Raw genomic sequence first — 16,729 nt, 5'->3', positions numbered from 1 at the left:
AACTCCCGACCTGGAGGAGAAGGTCAAGGCAAACCTACCCTCCGTCAGTCCGGTGGTACCTGCAGCAGCTAGGGGAGGATTTTGTGGACGATAGTGCCGTCACCGTTAGAGATGAGGATTCTGCTGCGGCCGTCGATCCGGACCCAAAAGTATGAGCCGTCTCCGGCAAGGTCATCGATGGTGCCGTGTTCTGGTGGGCAGGCGGGTCGTTTGACGATCACTCTGTCGCCGGGGTTGAGGTGGATCCAGTTGTGACAGTCGAACCGTCGTGTTTGGGATCCAGGGAATGCTGCGTTCACCGGCTGCGTGTCTGTATTCATGGTGCTCCTTCCTGTGATTTTTGAAGCGTTCGTCCCCGAGGGCCGGGCATATACGGACGGGACGGGGCGGGGCGGCACCGGTGTGCACGCCCCGCCCTCTTCCTTAGTACTGCTAAGTCAGTTCTGGGGTGCTACCTGCATGCTTGGGGGCTGGTGCCTCGTGCTCGGCGGAGGTGTCTTCTGTGTCCGGTAGGGCCTCCTTTTTCTGCACCCGGCGGGCCCATGCTGAGGTGATGATTGGGCAGAGCACTGCGGAGACGACAACCGAGGCTGCCACAAGCACTGTGGCGTGTTCTGCGGCCGGGGCGTAGACGGGGTTGGCTGTGGCGATGATGGCGGGGACGAGGGCCGCGTTGCCGGCTGTGGTTGCTGCGGCGAGGCCTGCTACGCCGTCGCCGCCGGTGAGTTTGTCGGCGAGCAGCAGCACTGCGCCGCCGGCGAAGACGACGAACAGGCCGAGGGCGATGCCGAGCAGTCCTGCTTCAACGACGGCGTTGAGGTTGATGGTCAGGCCGAGGGCCAGGCCCAGGAAGGGGATCATGGCTGGTACCAGCGGGGCCAGGAGGTGCCGCATGTTCTTGTCCAGGTTTCCCAGGAGCATGCCCAGTGCCAGCGGGAGGATTGCGCCGACGAGTGCCTGCCAAGGAAAGGCAGCGAGGCCGGCGATGCCGAGGGTGACCATGGTCAGGAAGGGGCCGGATTCGAGCGAGAGGATGGAGTAGGCGCCGGCGTCGCGCTTCCGCCCGAACTGGCCCATGAGGGAGATGTACAGCCCGCCGTTGGTGTCGTTCAGGGCGGCGACGAGGGCGAGGGTTGAGAGGCCCGCGAGGATTCCGGTTTCGATGGGTGCTTCGCCGAGGAAGCGTCCGGCGATGACCCCGATGAGGATGGCGAACGCAATCTTTGAGCCGAGGAGCACGCCGCCCTTTTTGAGGATGTAGGGGGTTGACTTTACTTCGAGTGTTGCACCGAGGCACACGAAGAACACGGCCAGGAGGGGCGGAAGGCCGGTGAAGAAGGCTCCGGTGAAGGAACCGAAAAACTTACCGGCGTCCGGGGCCAGGGTGTGGATGACGGCGCCGATGAACAGGGGCACCAGCATCATGCCGCCGGGGACTTTTTCCAAGGCTTTCTTGATGGGAATCGACATTGATTTCTCCTGTGAATAGCTGGGGTGCTTGGGTCCGCGCGTTCCGGGGCGGGTGCGCGGGGGTGGGGGTATGTTTAGCCGAGGCCTGGGATGAGCAGGACTTTGCAGGCGTCTCCGGTGAGCAGTTCGACGGCTTCGTCGATGTCGCTGAGTTTCTTGCGGTGGGTGATGAGCCAGTCGAGCTCCAGCTTCCCGGAGTCCAGCAGCAGCAGGCTTTGTTCCCAGGTTTCCCAGAGCCGGCGTCCGAAGATGCCGCGGAGGGTGATGCCTTTTTTGTTGATGTATGCTGCGATGTCGACTTCGGCGGGGCGGCTGGGGTGTCCGACGGTGATGACGGTGCCTTCGCGGCGGACGGCTTCGAAGAGTGTTGTCAGGGTGCCGGGTGCTCCTGAGCATTCGAAGGCGACGTCGAAGCCGCCGCGGCGCCCGGTCAGTTCGCGGCAGCGTTCGATGATGCCGTCGTTGGGGTGCAGGGCGGTCGCGCCGAGCTTTTCGGCTTGCGCGCGCCGGTAGGGGTTGGGGTCGACGGCGATGACATGGCTGGCGCCCATGAGCAGTGCCAGGTTCACGACGACGAGGCCGACCGGGCCCGCGCCGCTGACGAGCACCGCCCGGCCTGCGACGGAGTAGTTGGCGCGCTGGATGGCGTGCACTGCTACGCCGGCTGCCTCGAGTAGGGCTCCGGATTCGAGGGACAGGCCGGTGGGCAGCTTGACGCAGATGTCCTGCGGCACGGCGGCGTACTCGGCGAAGACGCCGTCAATGTGCATCCCGAGGATCCCGGTGCGTTCGCACGTGTGGGCGTCGCCGGTGCGGCACGGGAAGCATTGTCCGCAGGTGAGGTGGCTTTCCAAGGCGACCTGGTCGCCAACCTGCAGTCCGGTGACGCCGGGACCGACCTCTACGATGGTTCCTGCGCCTTCGTGCCCGAGGGTGACCGGGAGGTTGAGGTTGAACGCCTGGGCCGACGGGGTCCATTCGTAGAGTTCGCGGTCGGTGCCGCACAGGGACGCAGCGCCTACTTCGATGACGACGGTGCCTTCTGTTGCCTTGGGGTCGCCGGCGCCGGTGACGTAGGTGACGCCTCGTTCTGCTGCGTTCTTGACTACTGCCCGCATGGGGGCCGCCTTTCGTTGGTTCTGATGATGCGTGGAGGATTGTGTTGGGGGTGTTAGCTGGGGAGCTGACCGGCGAAGCGGCGCAGGATGTCGTTGGGGCCGACCTGTCCGCCCTTGAGCAGGAGCCTGCACCCTCCGACGGCGGAGGCGCCGTCGGCGTTCAGGATTGGGCCGGCTGTGACGAATTGGTCGGTCACGCGCAGCTGGCGTACACCCATGGCAATGAGTGCATGGCTGGAGGTATCGCCGCCGCAGACGGCGATGTCTCGGGTGAGCGCGGCGTTTGCCATCCTGGCGGCAATGCCACCGATCAGTGCGCCGAGGTAGCCCGCGTCCACCGGTTTGCTGGCGCCATAGCGGGGGTCCGCTGCGCCGCGGGTGGTGTGCACGACGACGTTCCTGCCTGCCCGGAGGGCAGCGGAAACGCGTTCGTCGAGGGCTGCCACGAGGGCGGTGTCGTCCCGCTGGAGCAGTTCGGCAGGCACAGGGACGTCCTCCCAGCCGTTCGAGACGGCGTCGTTGATTTGCTCGGCCGTGGTGCTGGACGCTGAGGCGCTGACGGCCAGCACCGGTCCGGACGGGCGCTGCGGGCCGGGTGTGCGCGGAGGCTGGTCCGAGATTGACCGTGCCAGGGCTGCCATGATGCCGCCCGATCCCACGACGATCGACGGACCGTGGCCGTGTTCTTCCCGTGTTAGGGCTTCTGCGATGGCATCCATCTGGTGTTCGTCCACGGCGTCAACGACAAAAGCCTGGGCCCCGAGATCCCGGCGCCGTTCCGCCCAGGCGTCCTTGAAAGTGCCGTCCTCATAGGCTGGCAGATGGATCGCCGCAGGCACCTGGGTGCCGCCGAGCTGTTCGGCCAGGACCTGGCGCAGGTCCGCCTCGGCCATGGGGTGGAGGGGTGGCGGGACATGACCGGGTGGCGGTCCAGCCGGTAGGTTTTGCCGGCGTAGTTGGCGTAGTGATTGCTGAAGGCGGTGTACCGGCCGAAGCCCGGCTGGGCGGGCGCCACGGGAATGGGGCCGTGCAGGGGGAATTGCTGATGGAGCAGCTGGATCCCGCGGCCGATGCTCCCGACTGTGGTGGAGCTGTCGAAGGTGGAGCAGACCTTGTACAGGAGCACGTCCAGGTTCAGGGCCGCAATGCCGGCGAGGTCCCTGATGACCAGGTTGTCGAACGCTGTTCCGGACAGGGAGCGGGCCGGTCCTGCGAACCCGACGACGTCGGTGTCCGTGGGCAGCGGCGCGTCCCCGATGACCAGTGCAGCGTCCAGGCCGTAGCGGTGGGATTGGGCCAGGACGTCGGCGGCTCCGGTGAGGTCGTCCGCGACGAAACCGAAAGCTGGCATGTCAGGCGCCTTTCCCGAAAGTCTGGACTGCGTTCAGGAGAGCGTGGTCCCCCGTGGAGGCGAGTTTGTCCGCTGCCGTCTGCAGCGGCACCCCGTCCACGGCTGCGTCCCACGCCTGGCGCAGGCTCCGTACTCCGGCGCCGGCGCCGTCCGGGTGGGCTGCGACCCCGCCGCCGGCGAGCATCATCAGGTCCGTGGAACCGACCGCTTCGAATGTGGGGCCGGGGGTGGTGACATTCTGCCCTGAGGACAACACCGGCAGCGGTGCAATGGTCTGCCCGAGGGGTTCGAGCAGGCTGCGGATGTTCGCGGCGACTTCTTCGTCCAGTTCGTAGAACTTGCTGCCGAGTCCGCTGGCGTGCAGGTGGTCGGCCCCGGCAAGGCGGGCCATCTGCTGCCAAACCCGGTAATCCATACCCAGGGCCTTGGACCGCATGGAGGCGGCGAGGCCTGCCCGGTGGCCGTGGATCGGTACCTCGGCGAAGGTGCGGAGCCAGGCAAGTGCCGGGAGCCCCATCACGGGGATGTTCAGCATCACGCAAGTGCCGCCGGCTTCAACAACCAGGTCGTGGCGCTTCTGCAGGCCGGCGAGGTCACCGGTAACGTTGAAGGCATACATGGTGGAGTGGCACGTTACCTCCTCGGCGGCACGGATTTCCTCGGTGGCGACGGCGACCCGGCGTTCCAGCGGCAGGTACGCCGGATCAGTCATGAGCTCGTCGTCCTTGATCAGGTCAATGGACGCCATCGCCAGCTCCCGGACGACCAAACGGAATTCCTCTTCCGAGAGTCCGACATTGGGTTTGACGATGGTGCCGACCATCACGCCTTGAACGTCGCTGATGAGTTTGCGGGTCCCCTCGATGCCGAAGGCCGGCCCAGGGTGGGCGGCCACGAAGTCCTCTGGCAGCTCAATGTTTTGGAGCCGGCAGGCATACAGATCGCCCAGCTCGAAGAGATTGCCGGCAATGGCGGTCTGCAGGGTGGCCAGGTCCGTGCCGACGTTCTCCATGGGGAAATCAACGGTCACCAAGGCAGCGCGGACTTTTTCCGGGTTGACCCGTGACGGCAGGGAAGGCCGGCAAAAGCCGAGCTCTTGAACGTCCGATATCCGGGCGGCGTGCCGTTCCCGGATGCGGGCCGATTCGCCGGGAACCGGCAGGAAGGTGCCGCTGGACTGCTCGCCCGCCATAATGGCTGCGGCTTTCGCGGGGTCAATTTCGGACTCTAGGTAGTAGGTGCAACGCACCGAGCGCGGGTCGCGCATGGATTCTCCAATTCGAGGGGTTTTGAAACTCACGTATCCGACTGTCACCTGCAGGTTCTTTCACTTCGCTCACGCGCCGATGCGGGCTCAAGCAGGTGACTCACACTTCGGGTCGATGGCGTCTGCTGTGATTCGAACCCAAAGTTGTACGTACCTTTGATACGTACAATAATGGGTGGCGCAGATCACGTCAAGACCGGACCCTGTCTTTGCTCGGCATGGTGGAGCAGCGGGAGGGCTAAGATTTGCACAGCGGCAGAGGAGTTAGCGTGAGTTTGATACCAGCAGGACCCGAGGCGGAGCCGACGGGACGCAGCGGCGGCCTGAACCGGGAAGCCGGGGGCCCGCTCCATGCACAAATTCGGGACATCCTGCACCGGCAGATCGTGGACCTTGCACTGCCCCCAGGCTCCTCCCTGCCCACCGAAGAGGAACTGCAAAGGCAATTCGGTGTCTCCCGCAGCGTCGTCCGCCAGGCCCTGTCAGGCCTCGCCGACCTCGGCCTCATCCGACGCCAGCGCGGCCGCGGCAGCGTAGTAGCCGCAACGCCCGTCCTCCGCCGGCACGTCCAGCGCGCCGGCGGCCTGGATGAACAGGCTGCCGAGCACGGCCAGCGCCTGCGAACTCACGTCCTCGCGGTGGAGCCTTCCGAGCCGCCCCAGGCAGGCATCGAGGCCCTCAATACCACCAACACCTGGAAAATCGAGCGGGTTCGCTACCTGGACGATCTTCCCGTTGCCTTCATGCGTACGTGGGTCCCGCGCGACTTCTTCCCCCACTTCACCGTAGAGCTGCTCGAAAATGCCTCACTCCTCAGCCTGATGCGCGACCACGGTTATCACCCTGCCGGCGGACCCCGCCAGGTACAGGCCGTATCCTCAGATCCTGACCTGGCACGGAAACTGAACATCAACACCCGGGAACCACTGCTCCTGCTCCAAGGTGTAACCCGGGACGCCCTCGGCCACGGTCTCGAATGGTTCAACGTCTGGCACAGCCCCAACACCATCTTCGACGTTGATGCACAAGTCACCAGCCAGCCCGGGCGCGTCTCCCAAGAGCACATCCGGCGCCTACGGAACCTGACCCAGCAACTTGAATCAGAACTAGCCGACCTCGAACGAGGTGAGCGCTAAAGCGGGCCCCGCGGACGACTCGTCCGGTTTGCGTGTGCCCCAAATTGAACGCGAATTTCCGGCCCCGCTCGCAGGTTGGTGTGCGGGATAACGGGAATTAAAGCAGTATCACAGTTAGGGCGAACCCGGGGGACGAACCGGCGCTCTTCGAGCAACACCTCGGGATAGTCTTCAACGTCAACGAAGTATCCCCGATATCGCCTGCCGCCTACGCGGGAAATTCCGCAGTCAGTGGCAGAATTTCACGGCCCGTCTGAAGCTGCACAATTGGGAAACTCGAAGATTCTTCACTGAGTTGCAGGCGCCAGGGGGTTGTCGCCTCAGTCCATGTCTCGATACTCGTCGTGTCCAGTTGGAGCGCTTGAGCACACCTGCGCGGTCGCGGTGTTGTGGGATGGTTCCGGCCATTCGAGGAGTGTGTAGGGATTAATGGTCATCATGCGGTTGAGCTGTTCTTCCCCTGCCAGGGTTCTGGCCCAGACCATGAGTTCCTGGTAGGTGTTCTCTTCATGGCGGGTGAACGGCCAGTCGCTGCCGAACACGAGGCGGTCGTGCGAGCCCTGATCCAGCAGCCGGGAGAACATCACCGCCGCCTGTTCATGGGAAGATCTGTACGGGGCGGAGACCTTCACCCAGGTGTTATTCTTCCCGGCCAGGTTCAGCACGGCCTCGGTGGCTTCCGGATGTCGACTTTGGGGCAGTCCGAGGTGATCGATGACCAGTCTCGTCGGCCATGCAGTCAGGGCGGGGGCGAGGTCGAGCCACTGGTGCCCTGAGGCTTGAATTTCTACGTGCCAACCTCGGGCTGCCAACACCGAACCGGCCGCCGTCCACGCTGCGGAGAAGAGGTCGGGAACGGGTCGGCCGATAAGGTTTAATCGGATTCCCCGCACACCGCTTTCGTGCAGAATGCGCACCTTCTCGTGGGAAAGTTCGCGCCGGAGATCGTCAGTGGCTACAACGATCACTCCGCGAAGGGTGTCCGGAGCGGCGGCAAGACCGGCCAGAAGGTAACTGTTGTCAGTGCCCAGGAAGCTTGGCTGAACGAGCACGCCGCGGCCCACCCCGTTGGTGGCAAGGACGTTCAGGTACTGGTCCAACCTCGCCTCGTAGTCCGGGATATACCGTGCGCCCTTGGCTACCCGAAGCCGTGGATGAAAAACATGCGCGTGCGTATCAACCAGCGGGAACCCATTTCCATTCATGGTCCCACCATACTCGAAAGTGATAAACCTTTATAGGACTAGACCTATAAAGGAATCTGTTCTAGGCTGTGAGGCATGACACAACCTTCCAGCTCGCCGGCTTTGGCTCATACCGACCAGCGCCTGCCGCTTCACGCCCGGGTAAAGGATGATCTGATCCGGCGGGTACGCGCCAATGAATGGGGGAGTGCCACCCCACTTCCTCCTGAGCCGGCGCTGGCTGAGGAGTACGGCATTTCCGTGGGCACGCTGCGGCGCGTCCTTGCGGAGCTCGCCGCTGACGGGATCCTGGAACGCCACCAGGGACGGGGCACGTATGTTCGTCGGGCTACATTCCAGCACTCCCTGTTCCGTTTCTTCCGGATGCAGGGCGGAGCCGGACAGGCCCCCGGCAGCCGCATTCTCGAACGGACCACGCAGGACGCACCCGCCCACGTCGCCGCCGCCCTGAAGGTCCAGGAACATTCCCCCGTCCTGCACCTTCACCGTCTTCGTTTGTGGAAGGACACTCCCTTCCTGGTCGAAGACATCTGGCTCCCGCTGCCGCAGTTTCAGCCGATCGCTGACGTTAATCTCAATGAGCTCGGCAGCCTGCTGTATCCGGAATACGAAAACCGGATCGGCGTCATCATCGGCTCGGCAACCGAGGAACTTTCGGTCACCCAGGCAGCAGACGGGCAGGCCGCACTTTTGAACTGCAAAGTCGGGGACCCCCTCGTCAAAATCAACCGCACCGCACGAACCCACACCGGCGACGTCGCCGAGTACCGCGAGTCCTATGGGCTGGCGTCATCATTCCGATACCAAGTGGAGATCAACTAAGCCATGCAAGAACTCGTGGCCGTTTCCGGCCTTGTCCTCATCTTCGGCCTCTCTATGTGGCGCAACATCAATATGGGCGCCGTCGCCCTGGTTGTTGCCTTCCTGCTCGGCGTACTCTATTTCGGCCAGACGGCCTCCGACATCGCCGCCGGCTTTCCGGGCAGCCTCCTGATCACCCTGCTGGGCGTGACCTATCTCTTTGGCATGGCACGGGCCAACGGCACCATCGACCAAATCGTCGGAGGCGCTGTCGGGGCAGTGCGGGGGCGGGTTGCCCTCGTCCCGTGGGTCTTCTTCATCCTCGCCGCCATCATCACCGGATCCGGGGCGCTGTCTGCAGCCACCAACGCCATTCTTATCCCCGTGGGCCTCGCCTTCGCCCAGCGCTACAGGATCAACCCGCTGCTGGTCGGCCTTTGCATCATCAACGGCACCAACGCCGGCGGATTTTCCCCCATCGCCGTGTACTACAACATCGTCAACGGCGTCCTGGCAAAAGTGGGCGTCTCCGTGGACGCCGGTCAGCTCTTCCTCTGGACCTTCATCGCCAACGTTGTCATCAACGCGGTCGCGTTCATTCTGTTGGGGGGACCCGAACTGATGCGCCGCGGACGCGAGCAAGACACCGCGGACGCCACCACCTCATACCTCGGCGGCGGCACCGCAACCATCACCAAAACCGCCACCTGGACGGGCCAGAAAATTGCCACCGTGGTGCTCATGGTCAGCGTCCTGGTCGGCGCCCTGGGCTTCAAACTCGACGTCGGATTCCTCGCCCTCGCCGCAGCCGTGATTCTCTCCGCCCTGTACCCGCAACACACCAAGGAAGCCCTCGGCCACATCGGCTGGAACGTCATCCTGCTGATCGGCGGAATCGTCACCTACATCAGCATGCTTGAAACCGCAGGCGTCATCAAAGAACTCGCCAACTCCGTCGCCGGCATCGGCACGCCATTGCTCGCCGCACTCATGATGCTCGTAGTGGCCGGCGTCGTATCAGCCTTCGCCTCCACCAACGCCATGTTCGTCGTCCTGGTCCCCCTCGCAGCCCCATTGCTTGTCACTGGCTCCGTCGGTGTCCTGGGCTTCGTGATCGCGCTCTGCATCGCAGCATCGGCTGTGGACTCCAGTCCCTTCTCCACCGGTGGCGCACTCGTCATCGCCAACACCGAGGAAGAAAAACGCGAAAAGACCTTCCGCGGCATGATGATCTGGGGCATGTCCATGATCGTGGCGGCACCCCTGCTCGCCTGGCTCCTGTTCGTAGTGATCTAATCCCGAATACCAACAGAAGGCGGGCTGAGCTCTCAGCCCGCCTTCAGCACCTCCCGGCATATCACAACAAAGACGTGGGTATAAGACCAGGCCCGCTTCGGACTCGCGTTACTGAACGTCCGCATGGCGCAAATGCTCGCCTGGAGCGGAGCCATCCCGGGCTGCATCCCGCGGCCAAAACCTAAGCCGCGCACGCCTCCGTCAGCGCGTCGACTGAGCCAGCCGGCACCTGGTCGCCGGCTTCCGCGATCTCGCCCAGCGGCGTCGTAATTTCCGCCGGCACCCCGGCGGCGTCCGCTGCGGAGACCAGGCCGCCCAGCAGGGCTTTGTCCGAAGCGCTGACCAGCCCATCCTCCACCACGGTGCAGACCTGCTTGCGGACCTCGTCGGTGGCGGCGGTGGCTACCTTGGAAGCTGCGTCATTCGCGGCGTTCCGGGCGACGTCCTGGACTGATCCACAGCCGGCAATGAAGAGAATCAGGGGGACGGCGGACAGGGCGGCAAGGCGGCGTTTCATCCGCCCAGCCTATCGGCTCACTCCAAACCGCCCTCCCCGTGCACGTCAGCCATCTTGTCTTCGGAACGGTCCAGATAGGCCAGCATCAGGTCTGCGGCCCGGTCCAGTTCGCCGGCTTCCAGTGCCTCGCAGATCTCTTCGTTGTCCCTCAGATAATGCTGGTAGAAGTGCGCATCCACGGTGGCTTTGTGGAAGAAGAGCCGCATCTCGGCCAGCACCTGGGCCATCATGCTGTTCAGCCGCCGGCTTCCGGCCAGGGCAACGATGGCGCCGTGGAAATGCTGATTGGCGGTACCCAGCGCCTCCTCGTCACCGGCCGCGGCGGCACGCCTGCCTTCCTCCACCGCGGCCCGGACTGCGGCGACGCCCTCAGGCGTGCCGCCAGCCCGCAACGAGCTGACTTCGATGGCGCGGCGCACTGTATATACGTCGTGGATGTCGCCCGCCCCCAGGCTCGCCACAAAGACGCCCCGGTTGGGATGGCGGACCACCAGCCGTTCGCTGGCAAGTTCGGCAAAGGCCTCGCGCACGGTGTTCCGGGAAACGCCCAGGTCCTCCGCAATGGTGGATTCGGTGAGCCGCGCGCCGGGAAGCAGGGCACCCTCGGCCAGCTGCAGGCGGAGTTCAGAAGCCACCCGTTCCGCCACGGACGGAACGGCCACGCGAAGGCGGCCGGGTGCGCTGCGGACGGTGGGTTCTGTTGTGGCCATACTCGAGAATTTACACGATCGTCACATCGTTGAATCGAAGGATTGTTGAACAATCGCTAAATTTAGTGCATCCTAGTAGAACCACTCAATGAGACGGGGATCACAAATGACAACCATCGACCTGAACAGCGACGTCGGCGAATCCTTCGGACGCTGGACCCTGGGCGATGACGCAGCGATGTTCGCCTCGGTCTCCAGCGCCAACGTGGCCTGCGGCTTCCACGCCGGCGATCCCAGCGTCATCCGGCGGACCTGCCGCGAGGCGGCCGCCGCCGGCGTCACCATCGGCGCGCACGTCGGGTACCGCGACCTCGCCGGCTTCGGCCGCCGCTTCCTGGACATCAGCCCCGCCGAACTGGCCGACGACGTCGTCTACCAGATCGGAGCGCTGCAGGCTCTGGCATCGGCCGAGGGAGCCCGGGTCCAGTACGTGAAGCCGCACGGCGGACTCTACAACGCGATCGTCACCCATACCGCCCAGGCGCAGGCCGTCGTCGACGCCGTGAAAGCGGTCGATCCCGGCCTGCCCATCATGGGCCTGCCCGGCTCGGAAGTCCTGCGGCTCGCAGAGAAAGCAGGACTGCGGGCGGTGACCGAAGCGTTCGCCGACCGGGCCTACAACCCGGACGGAACGCTCGTTTCCCGCTCACTCCCCGGGGCGGTCCTTCACGACACCGCCGAAGTGGCGGAGCATGTATTAAGGATGGCAATCCAGGGCTCCGTGCGGGCCATTGACGGTTCCATCCTGAAGATCCGCGCGGAAAGCATCTGCGTGCATGGTGACTCACCCGGGGCCGTAGCCATGGCCACTGCGGTGAAGTCCGCTCTCGGCGACGCCGGCGTCAGCATCGGCGCGTTCGTCTAGCCCGCCCCGGGTCCGGCCCGGCCCTCGGCCTCACAGACCGGCCCCACACAAAACCCGGCCCCACCCTCAAAGCACCACCCTCACCCCCGGAGGAAACCCATGACCAGCACCAACAAGGCCGCCAAGACGGCGGCGAGGAAGCCGCCGGCCGGCGCCCTCAAGGCATACGTCGCCAGCCTCACCGGCACCTCGCTCGAGTACTACGACTTCGCCATCTACTCTGTGGCCTCTGCCCTCGTTTTCCCGAAAATCTTCTTCCCGTCCAACGATGAGTTCGTCGGGCTCCTCCTCTCCTTCTCGGCCTTCGCGGTGGGCTACCTGGCCCGTCCCATCGGCGGCGTGATCTTCGGCCGCCTGGGCGACAAAGTGGGCCGCAAATACGTCCTCGTCTTCACCCTGGTGCTGATCGGCCTCGCCACCGTCCTGATCGGTGCGCTGCCCGATTACTCCGTCATCGGCGTCGCGGCCCCCGTCATCCTGGTGCTGCTGCGCCTGGCGCAGGGGATCGGCGTCGGCGGCGAGTGGGGCGGTGCGGTGCTGCTCTCCAGCGAATTCGGCGACCCCAACAAGCGCGGCTTCTGGTCCTCCGCTGCCCAGATCGGCCCGCCGGCCGGCAACCTGATGGCCAACGGCGTCCTGGCCATACTGGCCGCCACGCTCAGCACCGAAGCGTTCCTCTCCTGGGGCTGGCGCGTGGCCTTCCTCGCCTCGGCAATCCTGGTGGGCTTCGGCCTCCTGATCCGACTCCGACTCGAGGAGACCCCGGTCTTCAAAGCCATCCAGGCCCACGGCGAGCGTCCCAAGGCACCCATCAAGGAAGTCTTCACCACCGAACCCAAGGCCCTGATTTCCGCGGCCCTCTCCCGTCTCTGCCCGGACGTCCTCTACGCACTGTTCACCGTGTTCGTGGCCGTCTACGCCACCAAGGAACTCGGCATGACCACCGGCAACGTGCTGGCCGCCATCCTCATCGGCTCCGCGTTCCAGCTCTTCCTCATCCCGGCCGCCGGCGCCCTGACCGACCGCTTCAACCGCCGCTGGGTGTACGGCATCGCGGCCGCGGCCACCGCAGTGTACATCCCGCTGTTCTTCCTGATGATCCAGGGCAAGTCCGTGCTGATGCTGACCATCGGCACGGTGATCGGCCTGGCCCTGCACGCCTTTATGTACGGCCCGCAGGCGGCCTTCATCACCGAACAGTTCCCGGCCCGCCTCCGCTACGCCGGCAGCTCACTCGCCTACACCCTGGCCGGCGTCATCGGCGGCGCCGTTGCCCCGCTGATCTTCACCGCCCTCTACGGCGCGGCGTCCGGCGGCTGGTACCTGATCGCCGGGTACATCGCCCTCACCGCTGTGATCACCATCGTGGGCATGCGCCTGGGCCGCGACCCGCAGCCGGAATCGGACCTCCACCTGCTCCAGAACGGCAACGCCCGGGAGAGCCTCGCCTGAGCGGCGCGGCCTGATCCCCATGGAAACAGTCAGCAATCCCGCCACAGCCGCCCGCATCCTCTCCGCCCGTGTCCTGGCCGTTCGGCCGGTAGGCACGACGGCGGTGCTCGCCGAACTCTCCGGGCTCCACGACGTCCTGGCCCTGCAGGCCCTCCTGCTGGAGCAGCCGCTGCCCGGCCAGGTGGACGTCCTGGCCGCCGCTGAAACGGTGATGGTCAGGGCAGACTCGCCGGCATCGGCGCGGCGGATGGCAGCCCTGCTGCTGGACATGGACCTCGCCGTCCAGTCCCACGCGGAGGGAAAGCTGGTCACCATCGACACCGTGTACGACGGCGAGGATCTCGCCGAGGTCGGCCGCCTCACCGGCCTGGGGGCGGAGGGAGTGGTGGCCGCCCATACCGGGCAGGTCTGGACCGTGGCCTTCGGCGGCTTTGCGCCGGGCTTCGGCTACATGGTGGGGGAGAACGAGGCCCTGGAAGTCCCGCGCCGCAGTTCGCCGCGGACCGAAGTGCCGGCCGGTTCCGTGGCCCTGGCCGGTAACTATTCTGCGGTGTACCCGCGGAAATCCCCGGGCGGCTGGCAGCTGATCGGCCGCACCGCCGCCCACATGTGGGACCTTAGCCGGGAACAGCCTGCCCTGGCCGCGCCCGGTGACCGGGTGCAGTTCCGGGCCGTGCGCGAGCTCGTGGAGGTCACGGAGACCGCGGCTCGGCCTGGTGCGGCTGCGCCAGCTGATACCGCTGCTTCCATTCAATCCGGGCTCCGGATCCTGTCACCGGGCCTGCAGAGCCTGATCCAGGACCTGGGCCGCCCCGGCCACGCCGGCCTGGGCGTGTCCGCGGCCGGTGCGCTGGACCAATCCTCCGTGCGCCGGGCCAACCGGATCGTCGGCAACCAACCCCATGCCGCCGTCGTCGAGACCGTTGCCGGCGGCCTGCGCGTGCAAGCTGTGGGGGACCAGGTGCTGGCGGTGACCGGCGCGCCGTCGGCACTGACGGTTGTGACGCCGTCGGACGTTACGGACGCGGGTGACGCGGACGACGACGGCCCGCCGGACCAGGTGCGCGAGGTTCCCATGGCCACCCCGTTTGCCCTGTTGGACGGCGAGATCCTGACCGTGGGCGCGCCCGAGCGCGGCTTCCGCAGCTACCTGGCCATCCGCGGTGGCGTTGCGGCCGATGTGGTGCTCGGCAGCAGGTCCACGGACACCATGTCCGGGATCGGACCCCCGCCGCTGGCCGCCGGGCAACTGCTGGGGGCAGGGATAGCCACATCTTCCAACGTGGTGGGCAACCCTGAGCTGCAGCCCGAGTTTCCGGATGCCGGGGTGACGGTGCTGGACATCGTACCCGGCCCGCGCGATGACTGGTTCGACGCCGCCGCGCTGGAATCGCTCTGCAGCCAGGAGTGGGCGGTGACCCCGCGCTCGAACCGGGTGGGCATGCGCCTGCACGGCGAACCGCTGCAACGGAGCCGGGACGGGGAGCTGGCCAGCGAGGGAACCGTGGCCGGCGCGGTCCAGATTCCGCCCGAAGGCCAGCCCGTCCTGTTCCTGGCCGACCACCCCATCACCGGCGGCTACCCCGTCATTGGCGTGGTGGTGGACCATCAGCTGGACCTCGCCGCCCAGATCCCCATCGGCGGTTCCATCCGGTTCCGCTGGGCTCCCGGGTACGGGGTGCCCGCCAACACGTCCCCTGATTCACCCGACGCTACCGAAGACAAAGTGAGCAACTGATGCGCAAGGTCCTGATCGCCAACCGCGGAGAAATCGCCGTCCGCATCGCCCGCGCCTGCGAGGACGCCGGGCTCGAATCCGTCGCCGTCTACGCGGACGTGGATGCCGACGCCATGCACGTCTCCGCGGCCACCGAGGCGTACAGCCTGGGCGGCAACGCGCCGTCGGAAACCTACCTCAACATCCCCAACCTCCTGCGTGTGGCGGCGGAATCCGGCGCGGACGCCGTGCACCCGGGCTACGGCTTCCTGTCCGAGAATGCCGCCTTCGCCGAGGCAGTCCTGGACGCCGGCCTGACCTGGATCGGACCGGGCCCGGAGGCCATCCGGCAGCTGGGCAACAAGATCACCGCCCGCGAGATCGCCGTCCGCGCCGGGGCCCCCTTGGTGGCGGGCAGCGACGGCCCGGTGGATTCCGCGGCCGAGGCCCGGGCCTTCGCTGAAGAGCACGGCCTGCCCATCGCCATCAAGGCTGCCTTCGGCGGCGGTGGCCGCGGCCTGAAGGTGGTCCGCGAGATGGACCAGATCGAGGAGTCCTTCGATTCCGCAGTCCGCGAGGCCGTGGTGGCTTTCGGCCGCGGCGAATGCTTTGTGGAGCGGTACCTGGACCGGCCCCGTCACGTGGAGGCGCAGGTCCTGGCCGACCAGCACGGCAACGTGGTGGTGGTGGGAACCCGTGACTGCTCGCTGCAGCGCCGGCACCAGAAGCTGGTGGAGGAGGCGCCCGCGCCGTTCCTGACGGAGGAGCAGACCCGGCAGATTTACGACGCCGCCAAGGCAGTGTGCCGTGAGGCCTCCTATGCGGGGGCCGGGACGGTGGAATTCCTGGTGGCCGCCGACGGCACCGTCGCTTTCCTGGAGGTGAACACGCGCCTGCAGGTGGAGCACCCCATCACGGAGGAGACCACTGGGGTGGACCTGGTCCAGAAGCAGTTCCGCATCGCCGCCGGCGAGATTTTGCGGTTTAAGTCCGATCCCGAGCCGCGCGGACACTCGTTTGAATTCAGGCTCAATGCGGAGGATGTGGCCCGGGGGTTCCTGCCCTCGCCCGGCACCATCGCCACGTTCAGCGGCCCCACCGGCCCCGGCATCCGGCTGGATTCCGGCGTCCGTGCCGGCTCCATCGTGGCACCGCAGTTCGATTCGCTGCTGGCCAAGCTGATTGTCACCGGCGCCGACCGGCAGCAGGCGCTCCGCCGCGCCCGCCGTGCCCTTGCCGAAATGGAGATCACCGGCGTGGCCACCGTGCTGCCCTTCCACCGTGCCGTGGTGGAGGCGCCGGACTTCACGTCCGAGGCCGGGCTGGGCATCCACACCCGCTGGATCGAGACGGACTTCGCCGGTTCAATCGCCGCTGATCCGGAATTCGGCACGGCCGTTCCGGACGGTGCGCGGCGCACCATCACCGTTGACGTCGATGGCCGGCGCCTCGCCGTCGGGCTTCCTGCTGCGCTCTTGGACGGTTGGGCGAGGTCCGGAGGTGCTGTTCCGACGGGTGTTTCCGTGGACGGGGCGCCCGTGGCGGGAGCGGCCGACGGCGGTGCTGCCGCCGGTTCCGCGCATCCGGGCGAGTTGCGCGCGGGCATGGCCGGGACGGTGGTGAAGTGGCTCGTGCAGCCGGGCGCCGAGGTGGCGGCCGGGGATCCCGTCGTCGTGCTTGAAGCGATGAAGATGGAAACCCAGGTGGCCGCGCACCGCGCCGGAACCGTCACGGATGTGCGGGCGGAAGCCGGCGGGGTTGTGCTCGCGGGGGCGGTGCTGGCGCTGATCCAGTAGCCCGTTGTGCGCGCGCTGCCGCGAACAC

15 protein-coding genes and 1 pseudogene are annotated in these 16,729 nt (G+C 66.2%); 7 read left to right on the top strand and 9 right to left on the bottom strand.

The window, feature by feature from the left end; translation table 11 throughout:
• Positions 1-68: 68 nt before the first annotated feature.
• From NQJ30_RS15225 to NQJ30_RS15200, 6 genes and pseudogenes are all read right to left on the bottom strand, one after another.
• Entirely contained in the window at positions 69-320 is a 252-nt protein-coding gene (locus tag NQJ30_RS15225) for a hypothetical protein (RefSeq protein ID WP_255770835.1), read from the bottom strand.
• Positions 321-432: 112 nt separating this feature from the next.
• The gene (locus tag NQJ30_RS15220) at positions 433-1,470 is read right to left on the bottom strand and encodes a 2-keto-3-deoxygluconate permease (RefSeq protein WP_255770834.1); all 1,038 of its coding nucleotides are present in this window, start codon (positions 1,468-1,470) and stop codon (positions 433-435) included.
• 74 nt (positions 1,471-1,544) lie between these two features.
• Positions 1,545-2,588, bottom strand: coding sequence for a zinc-dependent alcohol dehydrogenase (locus NQJ30_RS15215; RefSeq protein WP_255770833.1), 1,044 nt, complete (start codon positions 2,586-2,588; stop codon positions 1,545-1,547).
• A 53-nt stretch (positions 2,589-2,641) separates the two neighbouring features.
• The gene (locus NQJ30_RS15210) at positions 2,642-3,229 is read right to left on the bottom strand and encodes a nucleotide-binding domain containing protein (RefSeq protein ID WP_255770836.1); all 588 of its coding nucleotides are present in this window, start codon (positions 3,227-3,229) and stop codon (positions 2,642-2,644) included.
• A gap of 48 nt (positions 3,230-3,277) precedes the next feature.
• Positions 3,278-3,939 (bottom strand): annotated as a pseudogene (locus NQJ30_RS15205) (four-carbon acid sugar kinase family protein); the annotation flags it as partial.
• Position 3,940: 1 nt separating this feature from the next.
• Entirely contained in the window at positions 3,941-5,206 is a 1,266-nt protein-coding gene (locus NQJ30_RS15200; protein ID WP_255770831.1) for a RuBisCO large subunit C-terminal-like domain-containing protein, read from the bottom strand.
• Positions 5,207-5,475: 269 nt separating this feature from the next.
• On the opposite strand from NQJ30_RS15200, the gene NQJ30_RS15195 reads away from it, so the two are divergent.
• Positions 5,476-6,342 (top strand): GntR family transcriptional regulator, encoded by an 867-nt coding sequence (locus NQJ30_RS15195; protein WP_255770830.1) that lies wholly within the window; start codon positions 5,476-5,478, stop codon positions 6,340-6,342.
• Positions 6,343-6,662: 320 nt separating this feature from the next.
• Here NQJ30_RS15195 and NQJ30_RS15190 read toward each other — a convergent pair whose 3' ends face one another.
• On the bottom strand, positions 6,663-7,547 hold the full coding sequence (locus NQJ30_RS15190; RefSeq protein WP_255770829.1) for an amidohydrolase family protein: 885 nt from the start codon (positions 7,545-7,547) through the stop codon (positions 6,663-6,665).
• Positions 7,548-7,622: 75 nt separating this feature from the next.
• Between NQJ30_RS15190 and NQJ30_RS15185 the strand changes: the two genes are divergently transcribed.
• Together NQJ30_RS15185 and NQJ30_RS15180 are read left to right on the top strand one after the other, a co-directional pair.
• Positions 7,623-8,369, top strand: a complete 747-nt coding sequence (locus NQJ30_RS15185; protein WP_255770828.1) for a GntR family transcriptional regulator — start codon at positions 7,623-7,625, stop codon at positions 8,367-8,369.
• Between the two features lie 3 nt (positions 8,370-8,372).
• The gene (locus NQJ30_RS15180) at positions 8,373-9,644 is read left to right on the top strand and encodes an SLC13 family permease (RefSeq protein WP_255770827.1); all 1,272 of its coding nucleotides are present in this window, start codon (positions 8,373-8,375) and stop codon (positions 9,642-9,644) included.
• A 181-nt stretch (positions 9,645-9,825) separates the two neighbouring features.
• Here the strand turns inward: NQJ30_RS15180 and NQJ30_RS15175 are convergent, their stop codons facing one another.
• Positions 9,826-10,161 carry a hypothetical protein gene (locus NQJ30_RS15175; RefSeq protein WP_255770826.1) on the bottom strand — a complete coding sequence of 112 codons (336 nt, stop codon included), beginning with the start codon at positions 10,159-10,161 and terminating at the stop codon, positions 9,826-9,828.
• Positions 10,162-10,178: 17 nt separating this feature from the next.
• On the bottom strand, positions 10,179-10,871 hold the full coding sequence (locus NQJ30_RS15170; protein ID WP_255770824.1) for a GntR family transcriptional regulator: 693 nt from the start codon (positions 10,869-10,871) through the stop codon (positions 10,179-10,181).
• 106 nt (positions 10,872-10,977) lie between these two features.
• Here NQJ30_RS15170 and NQJ30_RS15165 point away from each other — a divergent pair, with 106 nt between their 5' ends.
• The 4 genes from NQJ30_RS15165 to NQJ30_RS15150 all read left to right on the top strand — a co-directional run bounded on the left by NQJ30_RS15165 (position 10,978) and on the right by NQJ30_RS15150 (position 16,701).
• On the top strand, positions 10,978-11,736 hold the full coding sequence (locus NQJ30_RS15165) for a LamB/YcsF family protein (protein ID WP_255770823.1): 759 nt from the start codon (positions 10,978-10,980) through the stop codon (positions 11,734-11,736).
• A 99-nt stretch (positions 11,737-11,835) separates the two neighbouring features.
• Entirely contained in the window at positions 11,836-13,188 is a 1,353-nt protein-coding gene (locus NQJ30_RS15160; protein WP_255770822.1) for an MFS transporter, read from the top strand.
• A 19-nt stretch (positions 13,189-13,207) separates the two neighbouring features.
• Complete coding sequence (locus NQJ30_RS15155; protein ID WP_255770821.1) at positions 13,208-14,926, top strand: 5-oxoprolinase/urea amidolyase family protein; 1,719 nt, start codon at positions 13,208-13,210, stop codon at positions 14,924-14,926.
• Positions 14,926-16,701 (top strand): acetyl/propionyl/methylcrotonyl-CoA carboxylase subunit alpha, encoded by a 1,776-nt coding sequence (locus tag NQJ30_RS15150; protein WP_255770820.1) that lies wholly within the window; start codon positions 14,926-14,928, stop codon positions 16,699-16,701. Before NQJ30_RS15155 ends, NQJ30_RS15150 begins: the two co-directional genes overlap by 1 nt.
• The last annotated feature ends 28 nt before the right edge of the window (positions 16,702-16,729 follow it).

Source organism: Pseudarthrobacter sulfonivorans (assembly GCF_024391045.1).
Lineage (GTDB): Bacteria > Actinomycetota > Actinomycetes > Actinomycetales > Micrococcaceae > Arthrobacter > Arthrobacter sulfonivorans_B.
The sequence above is the reverse complement of the archived record's forward strand: the minus strand, read 5'-3'. Positions and strand labels throughout refer to the sequence as shown.